We start from the raw sequence: 23,486 nt of genomic DNA on the forward strand, positions 1-23,486 counted from the left end.
CTTGACGAAACGTCAACTATCTCCGGTGATATTATCCGGGCACTTGCCAGGCAGGTCACAAGCTCCGGGACGACATCTCGGCGGCAAGGGGCAGCCCCTGTCGGTGAGCCCACTGTCTACTACCGCCTGCCGATAGCGAGCGGGCAGGTTTTCAGCAACTGGGCTTCAGTCGCTTGAAGAGAGTCATATGACGCAATACATGCTGGATCCGGCGATCTGGGGGCTCGTTGTCGGTGCCCCTGCCGCGGCCACGGTCATAGTTCGCCAGCAGAGGGCGATACGGAAGTTACGCAAGGGGAACGACCAGCTCAAATCTTCGTACGCCGCTCTGGAGGGCGGTTACGAGGCGGTCATCCGGCAGACCGAGGAGCGCGCCGGGGAGGAAACCAAGACGGTCCTGAAGTCCGCCATGCGGACTCTCCAGGGCTTGGCTGCCGAGCAGCAGCTGGTCATCTCCAAGCTGCAGGTGAAGTACGGAGACTCGCCGATTCTCCGGGACCTGCTGGAGATCGATCACATGAACTCCCAGTTCGGCAGGCGGGCGCAGTCCATCGCCGTCCTGTGTCAGGGCTGGCTCGGCCGGCAACGCGAGGCGGCTTCGGTCTACGACGTGATCCGCAGCGCGCAGGGTCGGATCCGCCACTATCAGCGGGTCGAGATCCTCTCGCAGGTCGATTACGCCGTCACCAACAGGGCGGTCGAGCCGGTCGCCCTGGCGGTCGCCGAACTCCTCGACAACGCCACGAGCTACTCCGCTCCGGAAACCTTGGTCGAGATCAACGTGCGGTCCGTGCCCAAGGGCATCTGTGTCGTGGTCGACGACGCGGGTGTCGGCATGAACGAGGAGGAGAAGGCCAAGGCGGCGGAGCTGCTGTCCGGGGAACGCGCCGCGAGCGTCTCCGGGCTCGGGAACCCCCCGCAGTTCGGTTTCGCGGTGATCGGTGCGCTCTGCCAGCGCTACGGCTTCAGCGTCTCCGTCGACTCCACCTCTCCGTACGGCGGTGTCCGCGCGGTAGTGCTTGTTCCGGAGGAGCTGCTCACCAGCATGCCGGAGCCCAAGCAGCCGCACGCGGCCGGCCATGCGGACGCGCGCTCGGACGGAGCCGACACGGACGCCCCGGCGACGACCGCCGACGGACTGCCCAAGCGCCGGCGCAAGCAGCGCCCCATGGCTGTCGTCCCGGGCAGCGGTTCGGGTGCTCAGCGCCCGCCGACCCGCTCCAACGAGGAGACGGCGTCGATCATGAGCGCCTTTCAACGGGGGACCCAGACCGGCCGCGCCGCACCGTTGGACGCGACGCGCGGGCCGAGCCACGCCGACGCACGTAAGGGACCGGAGACCACCTCGTGAAGAACGACCTGTCATGGATGCTGGACAGTGCCCTGGAGATTCCCGGCGCCCTGCACGCGGTCCTGGTCTCAGCCGACGGTCTGCTGATGGCCCGTACGAAGGAGCTCGGGCGGGACTCGGCCGAAACGGTCGCCGCCGCCATGAGCGGTGTGCAGTCACTCAGCCGGTCCCTGGGGTTCTTCTGCGACGGTGAGAACCTGCAGTGGCGCCAGACGCTGCTGGAGTTCGACGGTGGCTGGGTCTTCCTGATCTCCGCCGGCGAGGGCGCCTACCTCGCGGTCTCGGCGGTCCCCGACATCGACATGGCGGACATCACTTTCCGTATGCAACAGCTGGTCGGCCAGTTGGGCAAGGAACTGGCCACATCACCCCGTGAGGACATCGGCCACCGCTCATGACTGACAACACCCCCGATGAGTCAGAAGCCGCAGAGTTAGTACGGCCGTACGTCATCACACGCGGGCGGGAGCTGCCCGCCGAGGACCAGTTCTCCCTGATCACCCTCGTGACGACAGCCGGCGACCGGCGGCAGCGCCCCACCAGGCTCTCCCCCGAAGAGCAGCATCTGCTGGACATGTGCTCCGGCGGCTACCTCTCGGTCGCCGAGCTCGCCGGTCACACCCAACTCCCCCTGGGCGTGCTGAAGATCCTGCTCAGCTCACTGGCCGAGGGCGGCTATCTGATCACCCGAGCGCCCGTACCCCGGGCCCGTCTCGCCGACCGACAGCTTCTCCAGGAGGTGCTGGATGGACTCCAAGCGCGTTTTGGATGAGGACGCCTACGTCCGGGGCGGCGCCGCGCAGACCGCGGTGAAGATCCTGGTCGTCGGGCACTTCGCCGTCGGCAAGACGACGTTCATCGGCACCATCTCCGAGATCCCTCCGCTGTCCACCGAGGAGAACATGACGCGGGTGGCGGAGGCGGTCGACGACCTCAAGGGCGTGCGGAGCAAGAGCACCACCACGGTCGCCATGGACTTCGGACGGCTGACGATCAGCGACCAGGTGGTGCTCTATCTGTTCGGCACCCCCGGACAGCAGCGGTTCATCCAGATCTGGGAGGACATGGCCCGCGGCGCCCTGGGCGCCCTGGTCCTGGTGGACCCCGAGCGGCTGGCCGACTCCTTCGCCGTGATCGACCTGATCGAGCAGTACGGGCTGTCCTACGCCATCGCCGTCAACCGCTTCGACCACACTCCCGAACGCACGGAAGCGGCGTTGCGGGAAGCGCTCGACCTGCTGCCGGACACCCCCGTCGTCGTCATCGACGCCCGTGACGAGAACTCATCGGCGAAGGCACTGATCACTCTCGTCCGCTACCTACAGGAACGCGCCGCTCTGGAGCACGCATGACCCGCGAAGACACCCCCGTTCCGCCGCCCGGCTGCCCCGCGCACGGCAGCGGCGAACGGATCCCCATGTACACACCGGAGTTCGCCGCCGATCCGCAGGCCTACTACGCCTACATGCGCCACCACGGCCCGATGGCCCCCGTCGAGCTGGCTCCGGGCGTGGAGGCGACTCTCGTCACCGACTACGCCACGGCGCTGGACCTGCTGCACAACCCGGGTGACTTCCGCAAGGACGCCCGACGGTGGCGGGCTTTCAACGAGGGCATGATCAGTCCGGACAGCCCTGTCCTTCCCCTGCTGGTTCACCGGCCCAACTGCATGTTCTCCGACGGCGCCGAGCACCTGAGGCTGCGGCAGGCCGTCACCGAGAGCTTCGCCCAGGTCGACAGCCGCCGGCTGAGCGAGAGCGTCGACCGGATCGCCCGCTATCTCCTCGCCCAGTTCAGCGCTCGCGGCTCGGCCGATCTGCTGAACGACTACGCCAAGCAGCTTCCGCTGTTCGTCTTCAATGAGCTCTTCGGCTGCCCGGCGGAGATCGGCGACCGGGTCATGTTCGGCATCTCCGGCATCTTCGACGGTGTCAACGCCGAGAAGGCCAACGAGGTCCTCTTCCAGGCCGTGAGCGAGCTGGTCGCGCTGAAGCGGACCCGGCCGGACGACGACGTCACGTCCTGGCTGATGCGGCACCCGGCCCGGCTGAACGACCAGGAGATGGCCCACCACCTCGTGCTGCTGCTCGGCGCCGGCGCCGAGCCGCTGCGCAACCTCATCGGCAACACCCTGCACCTGCTGCTGACGAACGACCGGTACGCGCAGAGCGGGCTGCTGGAGGAGGCCCTCGACGACACCCTGTGGCGCAACCCGCCCATGTCCAACTACGCGCCCCACTACCCGGCCCGGGACATGGAGTTCGCCGGACAGAAGCTCAGTGCCGGCGATCTGGTGCTGGTCGGTTTCCAGGCCGCCAACGCCGCCTCGGCGCGGTCCACGACCGGGCAGGGCAGCAACCGGGCCCACCTCGCCTGGAGCGCCGGGCCGCACGCCTGCCCCTCCAAGGAGCCCGCCCGGCTCATCACTCTGGCCGCCATCGAGCACCTGTTCAACGAACTGCCCGACATCGAACTCGCCGTCCCGGAGGAGAGCCTGACCTGGCGGCCCGGCCCGTTCAACCGGGCCCTGGCGGGGCTGCCCGCCCGCTTCACCCCCGTCGCGCCGCGGCACGCCGTACAGCCGCAGCCGTCACAGCCGTCACAGTCCACCGCAGCCGCTGAGGCCGCTCGGGCCAAGGGCCGTGGTGGGCTGTGGAGTTCCTTCCTGAACTGGATGAGGGCGTAACACCTGCTTCCGTTTCCGTGACACAGATAACAGGCAACTGCCACTGGCAACTGCATGAACGTTCAAGCGCCAGGGTATGGCTGCGCAGGGTATCTGAGTAGTCACACGTGAAGGAGGGGGAGTGGAGTTCAACACCGCTGCCACTCGTGTCCAGTTCCTCATAGGCGTCCGAACCGAATGGCCCCACGGCCGGATACCCGCCTTCGCCGGCGGGTATCTTTTTGCCCCGGCCCGGGAGGTCCGGTGAGTACGGCACCGGTCAGTGACGCACCGGTCAACGACGCACCGGTCACCTACACGTACAGCCTCACACTCGCCGACCACGTCGTCGGCCAACTCCTGCGTCTGGGCTCCGTCGCGGGGCTGCCGGCCGCGGAGTCGGCGTTGTACGCGCACGTCGTACTCGAATCTCTCGGGGATGTGCCCGGCCGTTCGCTGGCCCTCCCCGCTCCCTCGCCGAGTTTCATCTCCGACGACCACACGCCGGTCGAGTTCTCCCTGTCCTTCCGGCCGGACGCGCCCCCCGGCCTGCGGGTTCTGGTGGAACCCGGCTGCGGCGCCGGCGACATGGCGGACAACGGGCGCCAAGGGCTGGCCGCCATCCGGGACATGGCCCGCCGCTGGGACTTCTCCACCGCCCAGCTGGACCGCCTGGAGGACCTGTTCCTGCCCTCGTCCCCGCAGGGCCCGCTGGCCCTCTGGTACGCGCTGGAGTTACGCCCCGGCGGCGTCCCCGGGGTGAAGATCTACCTGAGTCCCGACGCGGCCGGACCCCAGCGGGCCGCGGCCACCGTGCGGGAAGCTCTGCACCGGCTCGGTCACCGGCAGGCGTTCACGGCGCTTCCCGACACGACCGGGTACCCCTTTCTCGCCCTGGACCTCGGCGCCTGGGAAACTCCCCGCGTCAAGGTCTACACCGCACATCCCCACCTCGCCGCTTCCGAGGCATACGCACTGAGCCGCGCGCAGCCGGGCCCGGCACGAGCGGACGTGGAGGCCTTCTTCCACCTCGCCGCGGAAGGGCGCCTGCCCACCCGGACGGGAGGCAGGTCCACGGTACGACTGGCCAGGCGACCGGCGCTGACCTGCCACTCGTTCACCGACACCGCGACCGGCCGGCCGAGCGGCTTCACCCTGCACATCCCGGTCCGCGACTACGTCAACGACGACGAAGAGGCACTTGCCCGCGCCACCGCCGCTCTGACCCACTTCGGCATGGACCCCTCGGTACTGCGCCGCGCCCTCGCCGCCCTCACCACCCGGCAACTCTCCGACGGCGTCGGCCTGATCGCCTACCTGGCCCTGGCCTGCGAGCGCGACCGAGGCTCTCGCGTCACCACCTACCTCTCCTCGGAGGCGTACTCGGTGCGCCCGCCCAAGCAGTGACCCGCGCAACACCAGAAAGCGCGCAACACCAGAAAGAAGGAGCCGTGGAGCCCTACCGGATCAAGGTCATCGAGCCCATTCCCCTCACGACGCCACAGCAGCGTGAGGAAGCCCTGCGACGAGTCTCCTACAACCTGTTCGACCTGCGCGCCGACGAGGTCACCATCGACCTGCTGAGCGACTCGGGAACCGGCGCGATCTCCGCGGCCCAGCTGGCCGCGGGCATGAACGGCGACGAGTCCTACGCCGGCTCCCGATCGTTCTACCGCTGGCGCGAAACGGTCAGCGAACTCACCGGCTACCCGCACCTCCTGCCCGCCCACCAGGGACGCGCGGCCGAACGCATCCTGTTCACCTCGCTCCTCACGCCGGGCAGCACGGTGGTGTCGAACACGCACTTCGACACGACCCGCGCCAATGTGGAGCTGGTCGGCTGCCAGGCCCGCGACCTTCCCTGCCCCGAAGCCAAGGACCTCGACAGCCCGCACCCCTTCAAGGGCAACATCGACCTGCGGGCCCTCCGACAGGTTCTGGAGAGCGCGCAGGACTCCCCCGTGGCCGCGGTGGTGATGACCATCACCAACAACGGCGGAGGCGGGCAGCCGGTCTCCATGGAGAACCTGCGGCAGACCGCCGACCTGTGCCGCCGCCACGGCGTCCCCATGATCCTGGACGCCGCGCGGTTCGCCGAGAACGCCTGGCTGGTGACCCGTCACGAACCCGGCTACCAGGACCGCACCCCTCGCCAGGTCGCCGAAGAGGCCTTCCGGCTGGCCGACGGGTGCATCATGAGCGCCAAGAAGGACGGCATCGTCCACATCGGAGGGTTCATCGGTCTCAAGGACCCCGAGCTCGCCCAGCGCTGCGAACGCCTCCTCATCGCCACCGAAGGCTTCGCCACCTACGGCGGCCTGGCCGGACGCGACCTGGACATGATGGCCCAGGGACTGGTGGAGGTGACCGAGCCCTCCTACCTGGCGGAACGCGCCGACATCGCGGGCCACCTCGCCCAGCGCATCCGCGACGCGGGCGTCGACATCGTCGAACCGGCCGGCCTGCACGCCCTCTACCTCAACGCCGGAAGGCTCCTGCCCCACATACCGCCCCACCAGTACCCCGGCCACTCGCTGGCCTGCCAGCTGTACCTCCGCGGCGGCATCCGGTCGGCGGAGCTGGGCTCCCTCTACCTCGGCGAGGAGGACGAGCACGGCAACCCCGTCAAGTCGGCGCCCTATGAACTCGTACGGCTGGCCCTGCCCCGCCGGGTCTACACCCGCAGCCACTACGACCACGTCGCCCAGACCCTGGCGGACATAGCCAAGGATCCCAGCTCCGTGCACGGCTACCGCATCGTCGACCAGTCACCGATCCTCCGTCACTTCAGTATCAAGCTGGAACCGGTCAAGGCCGACGGGGCCTGACGGTACGCCGGTGAGCGCCGACCGTGTGGTTCCGCATTCGAACCACACGGTCTTGCCGCCTCGTCCGCCGGCGGCGTCCACACCCCACTTGTCGGCCACCGCGTCCAGCAGGACGAGCCCGCGACCGCCCTCCGCGTCCGGGCTGAACGCGGCGTCCACGACGGGAAGTTGGGCGCAGTCGTCGCTCACCTCCACCCGGACCCCCGTCGACTGCCGCAGCACCAGCACCTCACAGCGCCGGTCCGGAACATGCCGTACGACATTGGCGACCAGCTCGGTCACGCCCAGCTCCACGGCGTCGGTCAGTTCGCGCATCGCCCACTCGTCGAGCAGCGTGCGCGCGATGGTGCGGATGTGCCGGGCCGAGTGCGTGCCGACGACGAGGCGCAGGCGGTACTGGGCGCGGACGGGGGCCACGGAGGTGGGGGAATGTATCCGTTCACGGTACGAGCGTGACCTCGCGCGACTACTTTGGGCTACGGAACGGATACAACGGGTCCCGAAGTGGGCCGAGTTGCGTGAGAGGGGTTCCGCGTGACCCACATCAACACCCTTGACCCGGGCGCCTCGCCCCTGGACTACTTCGGCTTCGAGCTGCGCCGTTACCGCGAGGCCGCGGGCCTGACGCAGAAGCAGCTCGGGGACATCGTCTACTGCACCGGTTCGCTGGTCGGCCAGATCGAGACGGCCCGCAAGCTGCCGACGCTGCCCTTCAGCGAGCGGGTGGACATCGCGTTGGGGACGGGCGGGGCGCTGTCCCGGCTGCATGAGCTGGTGATGCGTAGCCAACTTCCGGCCTGGTTTCAGCAGGTGGCGGAGTTGGAGGCGCGGGCGACGGAGATCTGCACCTTCCAGTCGCAGGTTGTGCATGGACTCCTGCAGACCAAGGAGTACGCCCGTGCTGTGCTCGGTGTGTTGGATGACACCGACCTCGACGATCGCACCGAGGTACGGCTGTCTCGTCAGCGCATCTTCGACAAGAGCGAGCCGCCGGTCTTCTGGATGATCCTGAGTGAGGCGGCGCTGCACCAGGAAGTCGGCGGTCGGGAGACCATGCGCGGCCAACTGGAGCGCCTGTTGTCCTTTGAGCACAATCCGAGGGTCAACGTTCAGGTGGTGCCGTTTTCGGCAGGCGCACATGCGGGATTGCAGGGCTCGTTCACCGTCTTCCGCTTCCCGAGTGATCCGACCATCGTCTACACCGAGGGGTACGGCAGCGGGCATCCGACCGCCAACCCGGAAACCGTCAAGGACTGCTCGCTCCGATACGATCATCTCCAGGCCGCCGCCCTCTCCCTCAAGGACTCGGCGGAGTTGATCCGGCGTGTGATGGAGGAGCGTTATGGAGAGCACCGAGATTCTGACGGGGATCCAGTGGCGTAAGTCCAGCTACAGCGGGGATCAGGGCGGCGAGTGCGTGGAGTGCGCGACGACCGGCTCTCTGACCTGGACCAAGTCGACGCACAGCAGCGACCAGGGCGGCAACTGCATCGAGATCGCCGAAACCCCCCACACCACCCTCGCCATCCGCGACTCCAAGAACCCGGCGGGGCCAATCGTCACCCTCGACCCCGCCGCGTTCACCACCTTCGTCAACTGGACGGCGCGCACCTAAAGCGGAGCGCTCACACGGCGGCCCATGGGACCCGGCAGGTGTGCGGCGCGGTCCCTTCCGGGCACAACGCCCTGATCACAGTCTTGCGGCTCGCCCGCCACGTCCGCAGGGAACAGGCCAACTGGACGCGCAGCTCGACCGCTTCCCGGGCGCCGTGGCTCTGACCGGGATGTTCCCATCCCCATTGGTCCGCGAGATGGTCGTACACCTCAGCGGTCGTCGCCCCGCTCGCGGGAAAGTCGTGGGCGACCGTCTCGCCGACGATCCGAGCCCCACGTGCGCCCACGGCCTCGTCCACAAGTCCTCTGGCCCATGCGAGCCCTTGCTCGTCCGCGTACAGACCGAACCTCAGGGTGCGCGTCCTCATGGCATGAGGTTACAACCGCTGAATGATCGTGCCGGTGGCCAGCCCTCCCCCCGCGCACATCGTCACCAGCGCGAACTCCTTGTCCACACGCTCCAGTTCATGAAGCGCGGTCGTGATCAGCCGGGCCCCGGTGGCCCCCACCGGATGCCCGAGCGCGATCGCGCCGCCGTTCACATTGACCTTCTCCAGGTCCTGCTCGAAGACCTGCGCCCAGCTCAACACCACGGACGCGAAGGCCTCGTTGATCTCGACGAGGTCGATGTCCTTCAGCGACATCCCGGCCTTCCCCAGCACCGCACGCGTCGCGTCGATCGGCCCGTCGAGATGGAAGTGCGGGTCGGCCCCCACCAGCGCCTGCGCCACGATCCGCGCCCTCGGCTTCAGCTTCAGCGCACGCGCCATCCGTTTCGACGCCCACATGATGGCCGCCGCGCCGTCGCTGATCTGGGACGAGTTGCCCGCCGTATGGACGGCCGTCGGCATGACGGGCTTCAGGCCCGCCAGCGCCTCCACGGACGTGTCGCGCAGACCCTCGTCCTTGTCGACCAGCCGCCACATGCCCTGCCCGGCGTGCTGCTCCTCCTCGATCGTCGGGACCTGGACGGCGAAGGTCTCCCTCTTGAACCGCTCCTCGGCCCAGGCGGCGGCGGCCCGTTCCTGCGAGATCAGCCCGAGCGTGTCGACGTTCTCCCTGGTCAGCCCCCGATGGCGGGCGATCCGCTCCGCCGCCTCGAACTGGTTCGGCAGATCGACGTTCCACTCGTCCGGGAACGGCTTCCCGGGCCCGTGCTTCGATCCCGACCCCAGCGGCACCCGGGACATGGCCTCGACGCCACAGCTGATCCCGACGTCGATGACGCCCGCCGCGATCATGTTGGCCGTCATGTGGGAGGCCTGCTGGGAGGAGCCGCACTGGCAGTCGACCGTCGTCGCCGCCGTCTCGTAGGGCAGGCCCATGGTCAGCCAGGCCGTGCGCGCGGGGTTCATGGACTGTTCGCCGGCGTGGGTCACCGTGCCGCCGACGATCTGCTCGACGGCGTCGGCGGGGATGCCGGTGCGGCCGAGGAGTTCGCGGTAGGTCTCGCCCAGGAGATAGGCGGGGTGGAGGTTGGCGAGCGCGCCGCCGCGCTTGCCGATCGGGGTGCGTACGGCTTCGACGATCACGGGTTCGGCAGCCATGGGTGCGGATCCTCTCCGAGGGCTCTGCGGAGCCGGGCGGAACTAGTACGCGTTCTAGTTCTGTGTTGCAGTGTGCTGACGGAGGTTCAGTGACGGCAAGGGGTGTGCGGAGAACTGGGGCGTCCATGGCTCTTGCTAGTTGCAGAACCCGTTACTACCGTCACGACGACCCTCTTTGCTGATGGAGCGTCAGGAGCTGTCCATGCCCTGTCCAGCGCTTCCCGACGGGTTCGACTTCACCGACCCCGATGTGCTGCAACACCGCGTGCCCCTCCCGGAGTTCGCCGAGCTGCGCCGCGCCGAACCGGTCCGCTGGATCCCGCAGGCGGGCAACGTGGCCGGGTTCCAGGACGACGGCTACTGGGCGGTGACCCGGCACGCGGACGTCAAGTACGTGTCGACGCACCCGGAGTTGTTCTCGTCCACCCTGAACACCGCGATCATCCGCTTCAACGAGCACATCGAGCGCGATGCCATCGATGCCCAGCGGCTGATCCTGCTGAACATGGACCCGCCCGAGCACACCCGGGTCCGCCAGATCGTCCAGCGCGTCTTCACCCCGCGCGCGATCCGTGCCTTGGAGGAGCGCCTGCGGACGCGGGCGCGGACGATCGCCGCGAATGCCCGGGAACACCACCCCGGCTCCTTCGACTTCGTCACCGAGGTCGCCTGTGAACTGCCACTCCAGGCCATCGCCGAGCTCATCGGCATCCCGCAGGACGACCGGGCCAAGATCTTCGACTGGTCCAACAAGATGATCGCGTACGACGATCCCGAGTACGCCATCACCGAGGAGGTCGGGAAGGAGTCGGCCACCGAACTCATCGCGTACGCGATGAACATGGCAGCCGATCGGAAGGAGTGCCCGGTGAAGGACATCGTCACGACGCTGGTGGCGGCCGAGGACGAGGGGAATCTGGGGTCGGACGAGTTCGGGTTCTTCGTGCTGATGCTGGCCGTGGCCGGCAACGAGACCACCCGTAACGCCATCACCCACGGCATGCACGCCTTCCTCACCCACCCCGAGCAGTGGGAGCTGTACAAGAGGGAGCGCCCCCGGACGGCGGCCGAGGAGATCGTGCGCTGGGCGACCCCGGTGGTCTCCTTCCAGCGCACGGCGACGCAGGACACGGAGCTGGGCGGCAAGCAGATCAAGAAGGGCGACCGGGTCGGCATCTTCTACGCCTCCGCCAACCACGACCCCGACGTCTTCGAGAGCCCGGACACCTTCGACATCACCCGTGACCCCAACCCCCACCTCGGCTTCGGAGGTGGCGGCCCGCACTTCTGCCTGGGCAAGTCCCTGGCGGTCCTGGAGATCGACCTGATCTTCAACGCCGTGGCCGACGCCCTGCCCGACCTGCGGCTGGTCGGCGACCCCCGCCGGCTGCGCTCCGCGTGGATCAACGGCGTGAAGGAACTGCGGGTCAGTACCGGCTGACATGCGTGGGTGCGGGTATGGCGAAGGCGGCGGCCCCGGGGATCGGGGGCCGCCGCCTTCGGTTCTGTCTGGCGGTGTCGGCTCAGTACCAGCCGTTCGACTGCCAGAAGTTCCAGGCGCCGCACGGGCTGCCGTAGCGGTCCTTCATGTAGTCCAGGCCCCACTCGATCTGGGTGGCCGGGTTGGTCTTCCAGTCGGAGCCGGCGGAGGCCATCTTGTTGCCCGGCAGGGCCTGGACGAGGCCGTAGGCGCCGCTGGAGGCGTTCGTGGCGTTGACGTTCCAGTCGCTCTCGTGGTCGACGATCTTGGAGAAGCACTGGTACTGGGCCGAGTCCGAGATCATCTTCTTCGCGATCGTCTGCGCCGAGCCGGCCTCGGTCGTCGCGGCCTGCGCGGGCGCGGCGGCGAACAGGGTGCCGGCGGTGGCGGCGGCCAGGGCGGCGCCGGCGAGGGCCTTCTTCGGGGCGGAGATGCGACGGAAGGTGGAAACGACGGACACGGGGAGCCTTTCTTCGGGGACAGTGGGCCGCGGGCATGCCGGAACCACGCGATGCGAGGCGGGGGGCGTGCGTCGGCGCCGCGGCCCTGAGGGCACGTCGGCGCCGTGCGACGTCATCCAGAGAAGCAGGCCGGGAGGGTGTCCGCAATGAGCCTGTTTGCTAGTTGTGGCCGTATGTGAGGGGAAGGTCGCTTGTGTGACGTGGCTCTCAATGCGCAGGCCAGCGGCCGAATTGCCGCGTACATGGCATCCGATTTGTCCGACTAAGGTGGATCGTAGGTGATGTGGGTCATGTGGGGTGCTTCACCGGGTGGCTGACCGTCCGCGCGCGGGCCCTCACCCTGCGGGAGCGTCGAATGTGACCGGGCTCTCGAAGGCCGCCCGGCGCGTGGCCCGCCGCAGCGCCTTGAGGATCGCCGGACCGAGCGTCACGGTGAGGACGACGGTGACTACCGCCCGGCCGAGGTCCCAGCCGAGCGAGGTGGCCAGGCAGTACGCGACGAAGCGGGCGAGGTTGGCGAGCGGACCGGCCTGCGGGTCGGGGGCCAGCGGCGTGACGTCCGGGTCGAAGTAGGGCCAGCCCTGCATGTTCATCACCGTGCCGTAGGCGAAGGCGGCGAGGAAGCCGTAGCCGGCCAGCAGGAGCAGCTCCCCGCGGCCGCGCAGGCGATCCGGGCCCGGCAGCAGCCCGGCACCCATCGTGAACCAGCCCATCGACAGCATCTGGAACGGCATCCACGGCCCCACCCCGCCCGTGAGCAGGGCGGACGCGAACATCGTCACCGCGCCGAGAACGAAACCGAAGCCCGGGCCGAGGACCCGGCCGCTGAGCACCATCAGGAAGAACATCGGCTCGATACCGGCCGTCCCGGCACCGAGCGGACGCAGGGCGGCGCCGGTCGCCGCCAGCACGCCCAGCATCGCCACCGCCTTCGGACCGAGCCCGGACTCGGAGATCGTCGCGGCGACGACGGCGACCAGCAGAAGCAGCAGGCCGGTGAACAGCCACGGGGCGTCCTGGGCGTGCGCGCTCACCTGCGAGGCGGGCGGGGAGAGGAAGGGCCAGCCGAGCGCGGCCACGCCGACCGCGCTGACCAGGACGAGGGCGGCGATGGAGCGGGGGCCCAGGCGGACGGCTCGGGCCTGGGGAGTGGGGTTGCCGGTCATGCGAGGGCTTCCCTCACCTCGGCGACCGTGAGCCACTTCTGCGGGGCCAGGATCTTGGTGACCTGCGGGGCGAAGGAGGGCGAGGCGACCACTACGTCCGCTGCCGGGCCGTCCGCTATCACCTCACCGTCGGCGAGGAGCACGACCCGGTGGGCGAGTTCGGCGGCCAGCTCCACGTCGTGCGTGGCCAGCACGACGGCGTGTCCTTGGGCGGCGAGGTCGCGCAGCAGTGTGACGAGGCGGGCCTTCGCCGCGTAGTCCAGGCCGCGGGTCGGTTCGTCGAGGAGGAGCAGCGTGGGGCGGGCGGTCAGGACGACCGCCAGCGCGAGCGTCAGGCGCTGGCCCTCGGAGAGGTCGCGCGGGTGGGTGTCGTCGGAGATGTCCGGGAGGAGCTCGGAGACGAGGGCGCGGCAGGTGCCGGGCGCTGCGCTCGCGTCGGCGTCGGCGGCCGTGCACTCGGCGGCGACCGTGTCGGTGTAGAGGAGGTCGCGGGGTTCCTGGGGGACGAGGCCGGCTCCGCCTACGGTGACCGAGCCGGCGGTGGGTTTGATGAGGCCGACCAGGGTGTTGAGGAGGGTGGATTTTCCGGCGCCGTTGCGGCCCATGACTGCGATGGTTTCGCCGGGGGTGACGGTGAGGTTGATGTTGCGTAGGGCTTGGATGCGGTCGCGGGTTACGGAGAGGGCTTGTACTTCGGCCGCGTGGGGGGTGGTTGGGGCGCTGTGGGTGCGTTTGAGCCAACGGCGGGGGGTGGTTTTTGCGCCTAGTAGCTCGGGGGGTGTGGATTGTTGGCGGCTGCGGCTGCGGGTGCGTTGTGGTTGATCGCGCCCACGCGGCGGTAGCCGCAGCTCGATTACAGCCCCGCGCCCCTGGGGGGCGTTGTCGTGCCGCTCCTCAAGTTGTTGCCGTAGGCCTGTCGCCCGTCGCCGTGCATCCCTGACAGTCAGCGGCAGAGGGGCCCAGCCTGCCAGGCGGCCCAGGGCCACCACCGGCGGGTACACCGGGGATACGGCCATCACCTCCGTCGGTGTGCCGAGGATCGGCGGCGCGCCCGGTGCGGGCAGCAGGACGACCTGGTCGGCGTACTGGATGACCCGTTCCAGGCGGTGTTCGGCCATCAGGACCGTTGTGCCGAGGTCGTGGACCAGGCGTTGGAGGACTGCGAGGACCTCTTCGGCGGCGGCGGGGTCCAGGGCCGAAGTCGGCTCGTCGAGGATCAGGGCGCTGGGGTGGGGAGTGAGTACCGAGCCGATCGCGACGCGCTGCTGTTGGCCGCCGGAGAGGGTGGCGATGGGGCGGTTGCGCAGGTCGGTGAGGCCGAGGAGGTCGAGGGTCTCCTCGACTCGGCGGCGCATGACATCAGGGGCGAGGCCCAGGGACTCCATGCCGTAGGCCAGTTCGTCCTCGACGGTGTCGGTCACGAAGTGGGAGAGGGGGTCCTGGCCCACCGTGCCCACTACGTCGGCGAGTTCGCGCGGCCTGTGGGTGCGGGTGTCGCGGCCGGCCACCGTGACGCGGCCGCGCAGGGTGCCGCCGGTGAAGTGCGGGACGAGCCCGCTCACCGCGCCGAGGACGGTGGACTTGCCGACGCCGGACGGGCCGACCAGGAGGACCAGTTCGCCTTCCGGGACCTCGAAGTCGACGCCCTGGACGGTGGGTTCGGGGGGCGCCGTCGTAGGTCACCGACACGTTCTCGAAGCAGATCACGACGGTTCCTTGGGGGTGGCGGGACCGCGGGGTGCGGGGCTGACGAAGGCCGGGAGCAGGCCGAGGAGGACGGCCGCCGCGGGCCACAGGGGGAGGGTGGGGGCGACGAGGGGGACCACACCGGGGTGCAGGGCCGCCGGGTCGCGGGTGGCGGCGAGGGCCAGCAGGGCGGCGACCGTCGCGCCGGAACCGGCGACCAGCCAGGCGCGGGCATCCCAGCGGTCCGGGCGGTAACGGGTGCGCAGGGAACGGCGACCGCCGAGGCGCAGGCCGGCGAGCGCGGCGGCGAGGCCGGCGAGAAGGACCGGGAGGCCGTACGTGCCGCCCTCGGCGGTCAGCAGGCCGTACGTTCCGGCGCAGACGCCGAGCAGGCCGCCGAGCGTGAGCGCGGTGGTCGTACGGCGGACGCGGGGCGGGACGTCGGCGCTGCGGCCGTAACCGCGGGCGTCCATCGCGGCGGCAAGGGCGACCGAGCGCTCCAACGCGCCCTCCAGCACCGGGAGTCCGACGTGCAGGAGGCCGCGGATGCCCGTGCCGGGGCGGCCCCGCAGACGGCGGGCGGCGCGCAGGCGCTGGACGTCGGCGATGAGGTGAGGCGCGTAGGTGAGGGCGACGACCACCGCCACGCCCATCTCGTAGAGGGCGCCGGGGAGGGACTTGAGGAGGCGGGAGGGGTGGGCGAGGGAGTTCGCCGCGCCCACGCAGATGAGGAGGGCCGCCAGCCGCAGGCCGTCGTAGAGGGCGAACAGGAGGGTCTCGACGGTGACCTTGCCGCCCAGGCGGATGCCCTGCGCCCAGTGCGGGAGGGGGAGTTCGGGGAGGGCGACGATCACGTGCGTGCCGGGGACGGGGGAGCCGAGGGCCACGGCGAAGAAGAGGCGGATGACGAGGACGGCCAGGGCGAGCTTGACGAAGGCCGTGTAGGAGCGGGCCCAGGGGGCGTCGGGGCGGCAGGTCGCCACCACGTAGGCGGAGGTCGCTATGAGGAGGGCGAGGAGGAGGGGGTTGGTGGTGCGGGTGGCCGCGGTACCGAGGGAGAGGGACCAGAGCCACCAGGCGCCGGGGTGCAGCTGTGGTCCTGCCATCACGCTCGCCGCCGCCGTGCCTGCCATACCGCTGCCGCTCCCAGTACGGCCACTACGGCGATTCCGGCGACCAGGCCCAGCGACGGGCCCTCGTCCGACGTCTCTCGCTTCTCAGCGGTCGTCCTGTCAGGAGTCGTCGTCTCATCGGTCGTCTCCTCGGTGGCCGCCGGCTTCCCGCCCCCGGCCACCTGCTCCCCGCACCCCCTCTGCGGATACCCCGAGATCGCGCACAACAAGGCGTTCGTGTCGTACCGCAGGGGCTTGGCCACCGCGGCCAGGGCCTCCGCCGTGGTCGCGTCCGGGGCCACCCGCGCGCATGCGGTACGGCGGGCCGGCGGGGTCTCGCCCGACGGGGCGTCCGCCGTCGTACCGAAGTCGATGACCAGGGCCACCCGCTTCTCGCCGTCCCGCGCGGGCGTCCGCGCGCAGATCACCGCGAACTCGGCCGTGCCCCTGGGCTTCGCCGCGTCCTTCGAGTCCTCGCTCACCGCGAAGCGGAAGCCCTGGACATCGCCGTCGGAGGGGCGGGCGAGGGAGGGGCCCTGGGTGGCGTAGGTCCAGGTGTCGCCGTCGCGGTCCCAGAAGGACCAGTAGCGGTAGCCGGCCGCGTGGGCGGCCTGCGCCGCGCCGGTCAGGAGGACCAGCGCGGCCAGGAGGAGGGTCGTAGCGCGGCGGATCACGGTCACTTGCCCTTGTTGCGGCCGCTGATCAGGAAGCCGACGCCGATGCCCGCGACGGCGCCGACGCCGATGATCCACCAGACGCTGACGCCGTTGTCGTCGGCCTCGTCGGCCTTCTTCCGGTCGTCGTCCGCCGTGGGCGACTTGACGGCCGGGACGGATTCGGGGGCCGGTCCGGTGGCGTTGAGGCGCTTGACCAGGTCGTCGCCGGTGCCGTCGAAGTCGCGTACGTCGAAGCCGGCACCGTGGGCGGCGAGGATCAGCTGCGCGTACGCGGCCGGGCCGCCCTGCTGCGCCCACTGCTCGTAGTGAGCGCCCAGCCAGCGCATGGCGTCGGCCGCCTTGTCGCCGTGGCCGGCCGTGGACAGGGCGAGGACGGCGTCGGCGGTGTTGCCGTAGTCGGGCTGGTCCTCGGCGCCGGGCATGGCCGACATGAGGTGGTCACCCTTGGCCAGGGCCGTGACGAGGTACCCGGCGCCGTTGCGCGCGGCCTGCTCGGGGTTGGTGGCGTCCTTGCAGGTGAGGGCGTCGGAGCTGGGCTTCGGGGCGGCTCCGGTGAGGGTCTTGCCGAGCGTACCGATCACGGCGGCAGCGGTCGCGTCCGCGTTGGCCGTGAGCTTGCCCTTCTTGTCCGGCTGGTAGGCGAAGGCCCCGCCACCGGTCTCGTCGCACGGGAGGGCGAAGGACAGCAGGGCGTCGTACGGCGACTTGCCGCCCTTCACCACGTCCGCCGGCTTCTCACCCACGGCGGTGAGGGCGCCGACGACCACGGACGTGGAGTTGGCGTCGCTGGGGCCGCCGGGCGAGTAACCCCAGCCGCCGTCCTTGTTCTGCACGGACTTCAGCCAGGTGACCGCCTTGCCGGTGGCGGCGTCATGGCCGCCGAGGGCGGCGAGGGACTGGACGGCGGCGGCGGTGCTGTTGGTATCGACGAGGGTCTTGGCGTCGCAGTCCTTGGCGGTGTCGGCCCGGAAGGGGGCGAACGCGCCGTTGGCGCACTGCTGCCCGGTCAGCCAGTCCACGGCAGTGGCGGCGGGCTTGACGCCGACCGTGTCCTGGGCCAGCAGGGCGAGCGACTGCCGCCAGACGCCGTCGTACGTCGGGTCGGCGGTGCCGTACAGCCCGGCCGGGAGCGAGGCGGACGGCGACGGGGTGGCGGCCTGGGCGAGCGGAGTCGCTACGCCGATCACGGTGACGGCGGCCAGGGCCGCGGCGCTGCGGCGGACGTACATGATCGGCGGGTGCCCTTCCCTAAGGGGAACCGGGCAGCACAGGGGGGACCCCGGGCGGCTCGGCTCCGTATACCTCGACGGTGCCGTGCTCCGGCCGGCTGCCGGGGCACTTGAGCCGGTCACGAGTCCGTACGGGGCGATCCGGCTTGCCACGGATGGCTTACGGTTGCGGGTCAGCGCCGGATTTGCACCGGCTTCCCCCTGTACGGGTGTGATGACGACGTCGTCACTCTACCGGCCCGTAAGGAAGAGGCTGAGGGGAGGCTGTGAGCGGGAGCAGCTTCGGGCCCATGGGGATGAGGGGGATGAGGGGATGACCGGGAGGGCGGGACGGCGGCTGCTCGGTTCGGGGCGCGCGTGCGACGTGTACGAGATCGACGAGGCGTGGGTGCTGCGCCTCGACCGCGAGGGCTACAGCGACTCACTCGCCGAGGCCGCCCTGATGGAGCGGCTGCGCCCGCACGGCTACCCGGTGCCCCGCGTGCGGCTCGCCGACTCCTCGCGCTCAGAGCTGGTCATGGAGCGCCTGTACGGCCCGACGATGCTGGAGGCCTTCGTCGCGGGCCGCATCGACGCGAGCGAGGGCGGCGACATCCTGGCCCGCCTCCTGCGGCAACTGCACGCCGGCCCCGGACGCGTGGTCCACCTGGGACTGGGGCATGTCCGCGGTGATCCTCGCGCAGGCCGCCCTGGCCGACGAGCGGTTCGTCGCACCCGTCCGCGCGATGCTCGCCATCCTCCTCGCCGACCTCACCGAGGACGGCCTCACGGAGGCCTGGCGCCGGCGCGCCGCCAACCCGACGATGACGGGGCGGGAGGTCGAAGTGCTCAATGAGGCGGAGGAGTTGATCCGGTCCTTCATGGCCTGGGCGGGCGCGGCGTCGGTCCGCCGAAGGCCAGATGGAGGACCCGGGCGGACAGCAGCCAGGCGCCGTCCGGCGACCGGCGGAACGTGTCCTCGTAGTGGCCGACCTGGACCGGCGGGCCCGGCGGGATCAGGTCGCCCTCGTGGCCGTCGACGCGGTACGTCGTGAAGTACGAGGTCGCCGTCGCGGTGTCGGAGGACGTCACCGTGACGAGGATGTTGGACATCAGGCGCCGCGAGAGACGGTCGGCGGGACGGGAGCCGAAGTACACGCGCAACGCGTCCCGCCCCTCGACCAGCCGCTCGCCCGCCGGCCACTCCCAGGTGCCGTCCTCGGTGAACAGCTCGGCGACGGAGGCCGGTTCGCCGAGGTCGAGGCGGTGGACGAAGTCGACGACGATGCGCTCACAGGCGCGTTCGGCGAGAAGGTGTTCAAGGTGCTCAGGGTGGTCAAGGCGTTCACGGTGTCCCATGAGCATGCATTAAACGGCCACGTACGTCACCGGCTCACTCCCGGCCACCGCCTCCGCCCTCCCCAGCTTCACCAGCCGCCGCAGATGGGCCTCGGCCTCCGCGATCGCGATGTTCCGTGATCCGTACGGGATTTGGTCCCAGGGCCGGTTCCACTCCATGCGCTCGGCGAGCTGCCAAGGGGTGAGGGGGTCGGACAGCAGCGCCTGCAGTCCGGTGAGGCGTTCCTCGTGGTGGGTCAGCAACTCCCGTACGCGGGCGGGCGCGTCGGTGAAGGCGTGCTGGTGGGCGGGGAGGATCTCGGCGGGGGTGAGGCGGCCGACGCGTTCGAGGGAGGCGAGGTAGTCGCCGAGGGGGTCGATGACGGTGGTGTCGTCAGGATCCTCGGGGTCCTCGTACAGGCCGATGTGCGGGGTGATCCCGGGGAGCAGGTGGTCGCCGGAGAACAGGCGGCCGTGGCCCGGGAGTTGAGCGGGGTGGTCTTCCTCCAGGTGCAGGCAGACATGGCCGGGGGTGTGGCCCGGCGTCCAGATCGCGCGCAGGCGGCGGCCGGGGAGGTCGAGGAGTTCGCCGGGGACGATCTCGCGGTCGGGGGCGGCGGGGGAGAAGCCGGGGAGGGTGCCAGGGCGGCGCGCTGCGCGCAGGGGGGCCACGTGGGCGTGGGGGGCGCCGGCCGCCGTGAGCTTGTCCGCCATGTAGGAGAACCAGCGCTCGGGGCGGGTCGCGCGGGTGCGCCGTACGATCGCCGCGTCCGCCGCGTGCATCGCGATCCAGGCGCCGGAGGCCTCGCGCACCTTGCCCGACAGGCCGTGGTGGTCGGGGTGGTGGTGGGTGATCACCACGCCGTGGATCTCACCGGGGGCGGTGCCGCATGCCGTCAAGCCCTCGGTGAGGGTGTCCCAGGAGGCCGGGTCGTCCCAGCCGGTGTCGACGAGCACCGGGCCACGGTCGGTGTCGACGACGTACACGAGGGTGTGGCCGAGCGGGTTGTCGGGGATGGGGACCTGGATGGACCGGACGCCGCCGCCGTGGTCGTGCGCCTGCGCCTGCGCCATGGGCTCCCCAATCGCCGCGACACGTTCCGGCCGACTCGGCCACTATAACTAGAACGCGTTTCGATGGGAGCTCGAGTCATCTACCAGCAGTCCGGCGAGAGCGAGTGAGGGAAGTGCTCGCAGGGGATCCAGACCGGCATCTCGGCGGGCTCCGTCCGTCTGATGCGCTCGGGGGTCCAGAACTCCCTGATCTCCCGCGGGCTCTTCGTCTCCCTGCTGACGGAAACTCCGTTGCCGTGCTGCACGTCGTCCCGGTTCGAGGCCATCCATACGGCGCCACAGGCGGCCGTCGTCAGGGCCGTCGCGAACACCGCCCACGCGCGCCCGAGCTCACGGTTTGCCGTCATTCACCGTTCCTCCCCGTCGGCTTGATCAGCGTAGGCGTGATTGATGTGCGATCCGTGGACTCCTCGTAGTGGAACTGGTATCAGTTCTGAAACAGCGTCAGAAACCAAGGAAACCCGCTCCAGCTCCGCAGGAGGCGTCGGCCATGACCGAGCTCGTGGAACACGGACAGCTGTTCATCGGCGGGGAGTTGACCGATCCCCTGGGCAAGGACGTCATCGAGGTGATCTCGCCGCACACGGAGGAGGTCATCGGACGCGTGCCGCACGCCTCGTCGGCGGACGTCGACCGGGCGGTCGCGGTGGCGCGGCGGGCGTTCGACGAGGGCCCCTGGCCGCGGATGTCGCTCGACGAGCGGATCGGGGTCGTCACCCGCATCAAGGACGGCATCGCCCTGCGCCACGAGGAGATCGCCCGCGTGATCTCCTCCGAGAACGGCTCCCCGTACTCCTGGAGCGTCCTCGCCCAGGCGCTCGGCGCGATGATGGTGTGGGACGCGGCGATCACGGTCGCGCGGAACTTCACGTACGAGGAGCGGCGCGACGGCGTGCTGGGGAAGATCCTCGTGCGGCGCGAGCCGGTCGGGGTCGTCGCGGCAGTGGCCCCCTGGAACGTCCCGCAGTTCGTCGCCGCCGCCAAGCTCGCGCCCGCGCTGCTCACCGGCTGCACGGTGGTGCTCAAGCCGTCGCCGGAGTCGCCCCTGGACGCCTACCTCCTTGCGGAGATCGCGAAGGACGCGGGGCTGCCGGACGGGGTCCTGTCCATCCTCCCGGCGGACCGTGAGGTGAGCGAGTACCTGGTCGGGCACCCGGGGATCGACAAGGTCTCCTTCACCGGCTCGGTGGCGGCGGGCAAGCGGGTGATGGAGGTCGCGGCCCGCAATCTCACCCGGGTGACGCTGGAGTTGGGCGGCAAGTCGGCGGCCGTGGTCCTGCCGGACGCGGACGTCGAGGCGACGGTCGCCGGTGTCGTCCCGGCGGCCTGGATGAACAACGGCCAGGCATGCGTGGCCCAGACCCGCATCCTCCTGCCCCGCTCCCGCTACGACGAGTTCGCCGAGGCCTTCGCCGCGGCGGCGGGCGCGCTGGTGGTCGGCGACCCGCTGGACCCGGCGACCCAGGTGGGCCCGCTGGTGGCGCAGCGGCAGCAGCGCAGGAACCTCGACTACATCCGCATCGGTCAGGAGGAGGGCGCGAAGATCCTGACCGGCGGCGGGCGCCCGCAGGGGCTGGAGCGGGGCTGGTACGTCGAGCCGACGCTCTTCGGGGACGTCGACAACTCGATGCGGATCGCACGCGAGGAGATCTTCGGCCCCGTGATCTGCCTGCTCCCCTACGGGGACGAGTCCGAGGCCGTGAAGATCGCCAACGACTCCGACTACGGCCTGAGCGGCAGCGTCTGGACGGCCGACACCGCGCACGGCATCGAGGTCGCCCGCCAGGTCCGTACCGGCACGTACTCGGTGAACACCTTCAGCCTGGACATGCTGGGCCCGTTCGGCGGCTACAAGAACTCCGGGCTGGGACGCGAATTCGGTCCCGAGGGCTTCGGCGAATACCTGGAGCACAAGATGATCCACCTCCCGGCGGGCTGGGAGGCCTAGGGGATGGGCGACCGCTGGCGCGTCGAGGTCGACCGGTCGGTGTGCATCGGCTCGGCCCAGTGCGTCCACCACGCCCCCGACGGCTTCCGCCTCGACACCGGCCGGCAGTCCCATCCGGCCGACCCGGAGACCGACGCGAACGAGAAGGTCCTGGCCGCGGCGGAGAGCTGCCCGGTGGAGGCGATCGTGATCACGCTGCTGGGGGGCGGGGAGCCGGTGTTCCCTCCGGAGGAATAACGCCCGAAAAAATTACATTTGAGGGGTTTCATTCCCGGCCGCACGCTCTATCCTGGTTATAGGCCTACGGGACGAGTGAGGGAGTTCGAACCGGAGTAGCCGACTCTGGCAGGAAGTAGAAGGCTTCCGCTGGGGCCGACGTCGACGGTCCGGGCTGAGAGGCCGGAAAGTCGGAAGACCGAGAGGTCGGAAGACCGGAAGGCGACCCCCATCACCTGATCCGGGTAATACCGGCGAAGGGAACCCGTCTCGTAGGTCATTCGTGTGCCCGGACGCCTCGTGCGGCCGGGCTTCTTCATGTGTCCGTGGGTGCCGTCAGGTCGATCAGGCGGCACACCGTCTCGATGTCGATCTTCACCTGGGCGATCGAGGCGCGGCCCGAGAGCCAGGTGATCAGGGCCGAGTGCCAGGTGTGCTCGATGACGCGGACGGCGGAGAGCTGCTCGGGTGTCGGGTTCTCCAGGCCCATGGCGTCCAGGATGATCACCGTGGTCTGGCGGGATACCTGGTCGACCTCGGGGGAGACGCTGCGGTCGGCGAAGGTCAGGGCCCGGACCATGGCGTCGGCCAGATGCGGCTCGCGCTGCAGGGCGCGGAACGCGCGCATCAGGGTCTCCGCGACCCGCTCCGCCGCCGTCTCCCCCTGCGGCGGCTTCTTCCGCAGCGTGCCGTGCATGTGCTCCAGCTGGTCCTGCATCGTGGCGACCAGCAGATGCACCTTGGACGGGAAGTAGCGGTACAGCGTGCCCAGCGCCACCTGCGAGGACTCCGCGACCTCCCGCATCTGTACGGCGTCGAAACCACCCCGGCTGGCGAGCTGCGCGCTGGCGTGCAGGATGCGCCGCCGACGGGCCTCCTGCCGCTCGGTGAGGGGCGGTGAGGCAGGGCTTGCGCTACTGGCTTCCGCAGGCATGGATCCCGTTCCGTGACAGTCGGTGAGGCTGAGTGACCGGACAGAGCATGCCAGGGCGTCGGCCGTGGCGTGAATCACCTGATCCATCGCTCACAGCGGCGCTACCTGCCGGTAGATTCAGAGCCTCTTGAACGATCAAGTCTGAAACTTGTTCTAGATTAACGTCCCGCGTAATGTCGCG

25 protein-coding genes, 1 pseudogene and 2 riboswitches are annotated in these 23,486 nt (G+C 70.0%); of the genes and pseudogenes, 13 read left to right on the plus strand and 13 right to left on the minus strand.

What is annotated here, in order from left to right; genetic code table 11:
• Positions 1 to 187 precede the first annotated feature (187 nt).
• The 7 genes from QQM39_RS32275 (at position 188) to QQM39_RS32305 (ending at position 6,844) form a co-directional block, all read left to right on the plus strand.
• Entirely contained in the window at positions 188 to 1,351 is a 1,164-nt protein-coding gene (locus QQM39_RS32275; RefSeq protein WP_302001067.1) for an ATP-binding protein, read from the plus strand.
• Positions 1,348 to 1,749: a roadblock/LC7 domain-containing protein gene (locus QQM39_RS32280; protein WP_302001068.1), complete on the plus strand. Its 402-nt coding sequence runs from the start codon at positions 1,348 to 1,350 to the stop codon at positions 1,747 to 1,749. The genes QQM39_RS32275 and QQM39_RS32280 overlap by 4 nt, the downstream gene beginning before the upstream one ends.
• Entirely contained in the window at positions 1,746 to 2,123 is a 378-nt protein-coding gene (locus QQM39_RS32285; RefSeq protein ID WP_302001069.1) for a DUF742 domain-containing protein, read from the plus strand. The genes QQM39_RS32280 and QQM39_RS32285 overlap by 4 nt, the downstream gene beginning before the upstream one ends.
• The gene (locus QQM39_RS32290; protein WP_302001070.1) at positions 2,098 to 2,703 is read left to right on the plus strand and encodes an ATP/GTP-binding protein; all 606 of its coding nucleotides are present in this window, start codon (positions 2,098 to 2,100) and stop codon (positions 2,701 to 2,703) included. Before QQM39_RS32285 ends, QQM39_RS32290 begins: the two co-directional genes overlap by 26 nt.
• Entirely contained in the window at positions 2,700 to 4,037 is a 1,338-nt protein-coding gene (locus tag QQM39_RS32295) for a cytochrome P450 (RefSeq protein ID WP_302001071.1), read from the plus strand. The genes QQM39_RS32290 and QQM39_RS32295 overlap by 4 nt, the downstream gene beginning before the upstream one ends.
• A gap of 243 nt (positions 4,038 to 4,280) precedes the next feature.
• Complete coding sequence (locus QQM39_RS32300) at positions 4,281 to 5,423, plus strand: tryptophan dimethylallyltransferase family protein (RefSeq protein WP_302001072.1); 1,143 nt, start codon at positions 4,281 to 4,283, stop codon at positions 5,421 to 5,423.
• A 44-nt stretch (positions 5,424 to 5,467) separates the two neighbouring features.
• The gene (locus QQM39_RS32305; protein WP_302001074.1) at positions 5,468 to 6,844 is read left to right on the plus strand and encodes a tryptophanase; all 1,377 of its coding nucleotides are present in this window, start codon (positions 5,468 to 5,470) and stop codon (positions 6,842 to 6,844) included.
• Here QQM39_RS32305 and QQM39_RS32310 read toward each other — a convergent pair.
• On the minus strand, positions 6,785 to 7,261 hold the full coding sequence (locus tag QQM39_RS32310; protein WP_367669316.1) for an ATP-binding protein: 477 nt from the start codon (positions 7,259 to 7,261) through the stop codon (positions 6,785 to 6,787). The two genes, QQM39_RS32305 and QQM39_RS32310, sit on opposite strands and share 60 nt — an antisense overlap.
• A 117-nt stretch (positions 7,262 to 7,378) precedes the next feature.
• Between QQM39_RS32310 and QQM39_RS32315 the strand changes: the two genes are divergently transcribed.
• Both QQM39_RS32315 and QQM39_RS32320 read left to right on the plus strand, forming a co-directional pair.
• Positions 7,379 to 8,227, plus strand: a complete 849-nt coding sequence (locus tag QQM39_RS32315; protein WP_302001075.1) for a helix-turn-helix transcriptional regulator — start codon at positions 7,379 to 7,381, stop codon at positions 8,225 to 8,227.
• Entirely contained in the window at positions 8,187 to 8,459 is a 273-nt protein-coding gene (locus QQM39_RS32320; RefSeq protein ID WP_302001076.1) for a DUF397 domain-containing protein, read from the plus strand. The genes QQM39_RS32315 and QQM39_RS32320 overlap by 41 nt, the downstream gene beginning before the upstream one ends.
• A 10-nt stretch (positions 8,460 to 8,469) precedes the next feature.
• Here QQM39_RS32320 and QQM39_RS32325 read toward each other — a convergent pair whose 3' ends face one another.
• Together QQM39_RS32325 and QQM39_RS32330 are read right to left on the minus strand one after the other, a co-directional pair.
• On the minus strand, positions 8,470 to 8,826 hold the full coding sequence (locus QQM39_RS32325) for a hypothetical protein (protein WP_302001077.1): 357 nt from the start codon (positions 8,824 to 8,826) through the stop codon (positions 8,470 to 8,472).
• Positions 8,827 to 8,835: 9 nt separating this feature from the next.
• Entirely contained in the window at positions 8,836 to 10,005 is a 1,170-nt protein-coding gene (locus QQM39_RS32330) for a steroid 3-ketoacyl-CoA thiolase (RefSeq protein WP_302001078.1), read from the minus strand.
• A 202-nt stretch (positions 10,006 to 10,207) separates the two neighbouring features.
• Here QQM39_RS32330 and QQM39_RS32335 point away from each other — a divergent pair, with 202 nt between their 5' ends.
• Complete coding sequence (locus QQM39_RS32335) at positions 10,208 to 11,446, plus strand: cytochrome P450 (RefSeq protein WP_302001079.1); 1,239 nt, start codon at positions 10,208 to 10,210, stop codon at positions 11,444 to 11,446.
• An 82-nt stretch (positions 11,447 to 11,528) separates the two neighbouring features.
• On the opposite strand, the gene QQM39_RS32340 is transcribed toward QQM39_RS32335, so the two are convergent.
• From QQM39_RS32340 to QQM39_RS32365, 6 genes and pseudogenes are all read right to left on the minus strand, one after another.
• Positions 11,529 to 11,945: a transglycosylase SLT domain-containing protein gene (locus tag QQM39_RS32340; RefSeq protein ID WP_302001080.1), complete on the minus strand. Its 417-nt coding sequence runs from the start codon at positions 11,943 to 11,945 to the stop codon at positions 11,529 to 11,531.
• Positions 11,946 to 12,281: 336 nt separating this feature from the next.
• A complete protein-coding gene (locus QQM39_RS32345; protein ID WP_302001081.1) occupies positions 12,282 to 13,112 on the minus strand; it encodes an ECF transporter S component in 831 nt (276 codons plus the stop codon).
• A pseudogene (locus tag QQM39_RS32350) lies at positions 13,109 to 14,819 on the minus strand (ABC transporter ATP-binding protein). The gene QQM39_RS32345 and the pseudogene QQM39_RS32350 overlap by 4 nt, the downstream one beginning before the upstream one ends.
• On the minus strand, positions 14,816 to 15,931 hold the full coding sequence (locus tag QQM39_RS32355; protein WP_302001082.1) for an energy-coupling factor transporter transmembrane component T: 1,116 nt from the start codon (positions 15,929 to 15,931) through the stop codon (positions 14,816 to 14,818). The pseudogene QQM39_RS32350 and the gene QQM39_RS32355 overlap by 4 nt, the downstream one beginning before the upstream one ends.
• A complete protein-coding gene (locus QQM39_RS32360; protein WP_302003805.1) occupies positions 15,904 to 16,584 on the minus strand; it encodes an SCO2322 family protein in 681 nt (226 codons plus the stop codon). Before QQM39_RS32360 ends, QQM39_RS32355 begins: the two co-directional genes overlap by 28 nt.
• Positions 16,585 to 16,586: 2 nt before the next feature.
• A complete protein-coding gene (locus tag QQM39_RS32365; RefSeq protein ID WP_302001083.1) occupies positions 16,587 to 17,816 on the minus strand; it encodes a prenyltransferase/squalene oxidase repeat-containing protein in 1,230 nt (409 codons plus the stop codon).
• A 115-nt stretch (positions 17,817 to 17,931) separates the two neighbouring features.
• Positions 17,932 to 18,075, minus strand: a riboswitch (cobalamin riboswitch).
• 54 nt (positions 18,076 to 18,129) lie between these two features.
• Here QQM39_RS32365 and QQM39_RS32370 point away from each other — a divergent pair.
• Positions 18,130 to 18,651, plus strand: coding sequence for a hypothetical protein (locus QQM39_RS32370; RefSeq protein WP_367669319.1), 522 nt, complete (start codon positions 18,130 to 18,132; stop codon positions 18,649 to 18,651).
• A 23-nt stretch (positions 18,652 to 18,674) separates the two neighbouring features.
• Here QQM39_RS32370 and QQM39_RS32375 read toward each other — a convergent pair whose 3' ends face one another.
• The 3 genes from QQM39_RS32375 to QQM39_RS32385 all read right to left on the minus strand — a co-directional run bounded on the left by QQM39_RS32375 (position 18,675) and on the right by QQM39_RS32385 (position 20,554).
• Positions 18,675 to 19,154: a nuclear transport factor 2 family protein gene (locus QQM39_RS32375; protein WP_302001084.1), complete on the minus strand. Its 480-nt coding sequence runs from the start codon at positions 19,152 to 19,154 to the stop codon at positions 18,675 to 18,677.
• Positions 19,155 to 19,163: 9 nt separating this feature from the next.
• Positions 19,164 to 20,207, minus strand: a complete 1,044-nt coding sequence (locus tag QQM39_RS32380) for an MBL fold metallo-hydrolase (RefSeq protein WP_302001085.1) — start codon at positions 20,205 to 20,207, stop codon at positions 19,164 to 19,166.
• Positions 20,208 to 20,287: 80 nt separating this feature from the next.
• Positions 20,288 to 20,554, minus strand: coding sequence for a hypothetical protein (locus QQM39_RS32385; RefSeq protein WP_302001086.1), 267 nt, complete (start codon positions 20,552 to 20,554; stop codon positions 20,288 to 20,290).
• A 143-nt stretch (positions 20,555 to 20,697) separates the two neighbouring features.
• Here QQM39_RS32385 and QQM39_RS32390 point away from each other — a divergent pair, with 143 nt between their 5' ends.
• A complete protein-coding gene (locus QQM39_RS32390) occupies positions 20,698 to 22,155 on the plus strand; it encodes an aldehyde dehydrogenase (protein ID WP_302001087.1) in 1,458 nt (485 codons plus the stop codon).
• A gap of 3 nt (positions 22,156 to 22,158) precedes the next feature.
• The gene (locus QQM39_RS32395) at positions 22,159 to 22,392 is read left to right on the plus strand and encodes a ferredoxin (protein ID WP_302001088.1); all 234 of its coding nucleotides are present in this window, start codon (positions 22,159 to 22,161) and stop codon (positions 22,390 to 22,392) included.
• Between the two features lie 67 nt (positions 22,393 to 22,459).
• Positions 22,460 to 22,651: riboswitch (TPP riboswitch) on the plus strand.
• Between the two features lie 36 nt (positions 22,652 to 22,687).
• Here the strand turns inward: QQM39_RS32395 and QQM39_RS32400 are convergent.
• A complete protein-coding gene (locus tag QQM39_RS32400) occupies positions 22,688 to 23,305 on the minus strand; it encodes a TetR family transcriptional regulator (protein WP_302001089.1) in 618 nt (205 codons plus the stop codon).
• Between the last annotated feature and the right edge of the window lie 181 nt (positions 23,306 to 23,486).

This window comes from Streptomyces sp. DT2A-34, assembly GCF_030499515.1.
GTDB lineage: Bacteria > Actinomycetota > Actinomycetes > Streptomycetales > Streptomycetaceae > Streptomyces.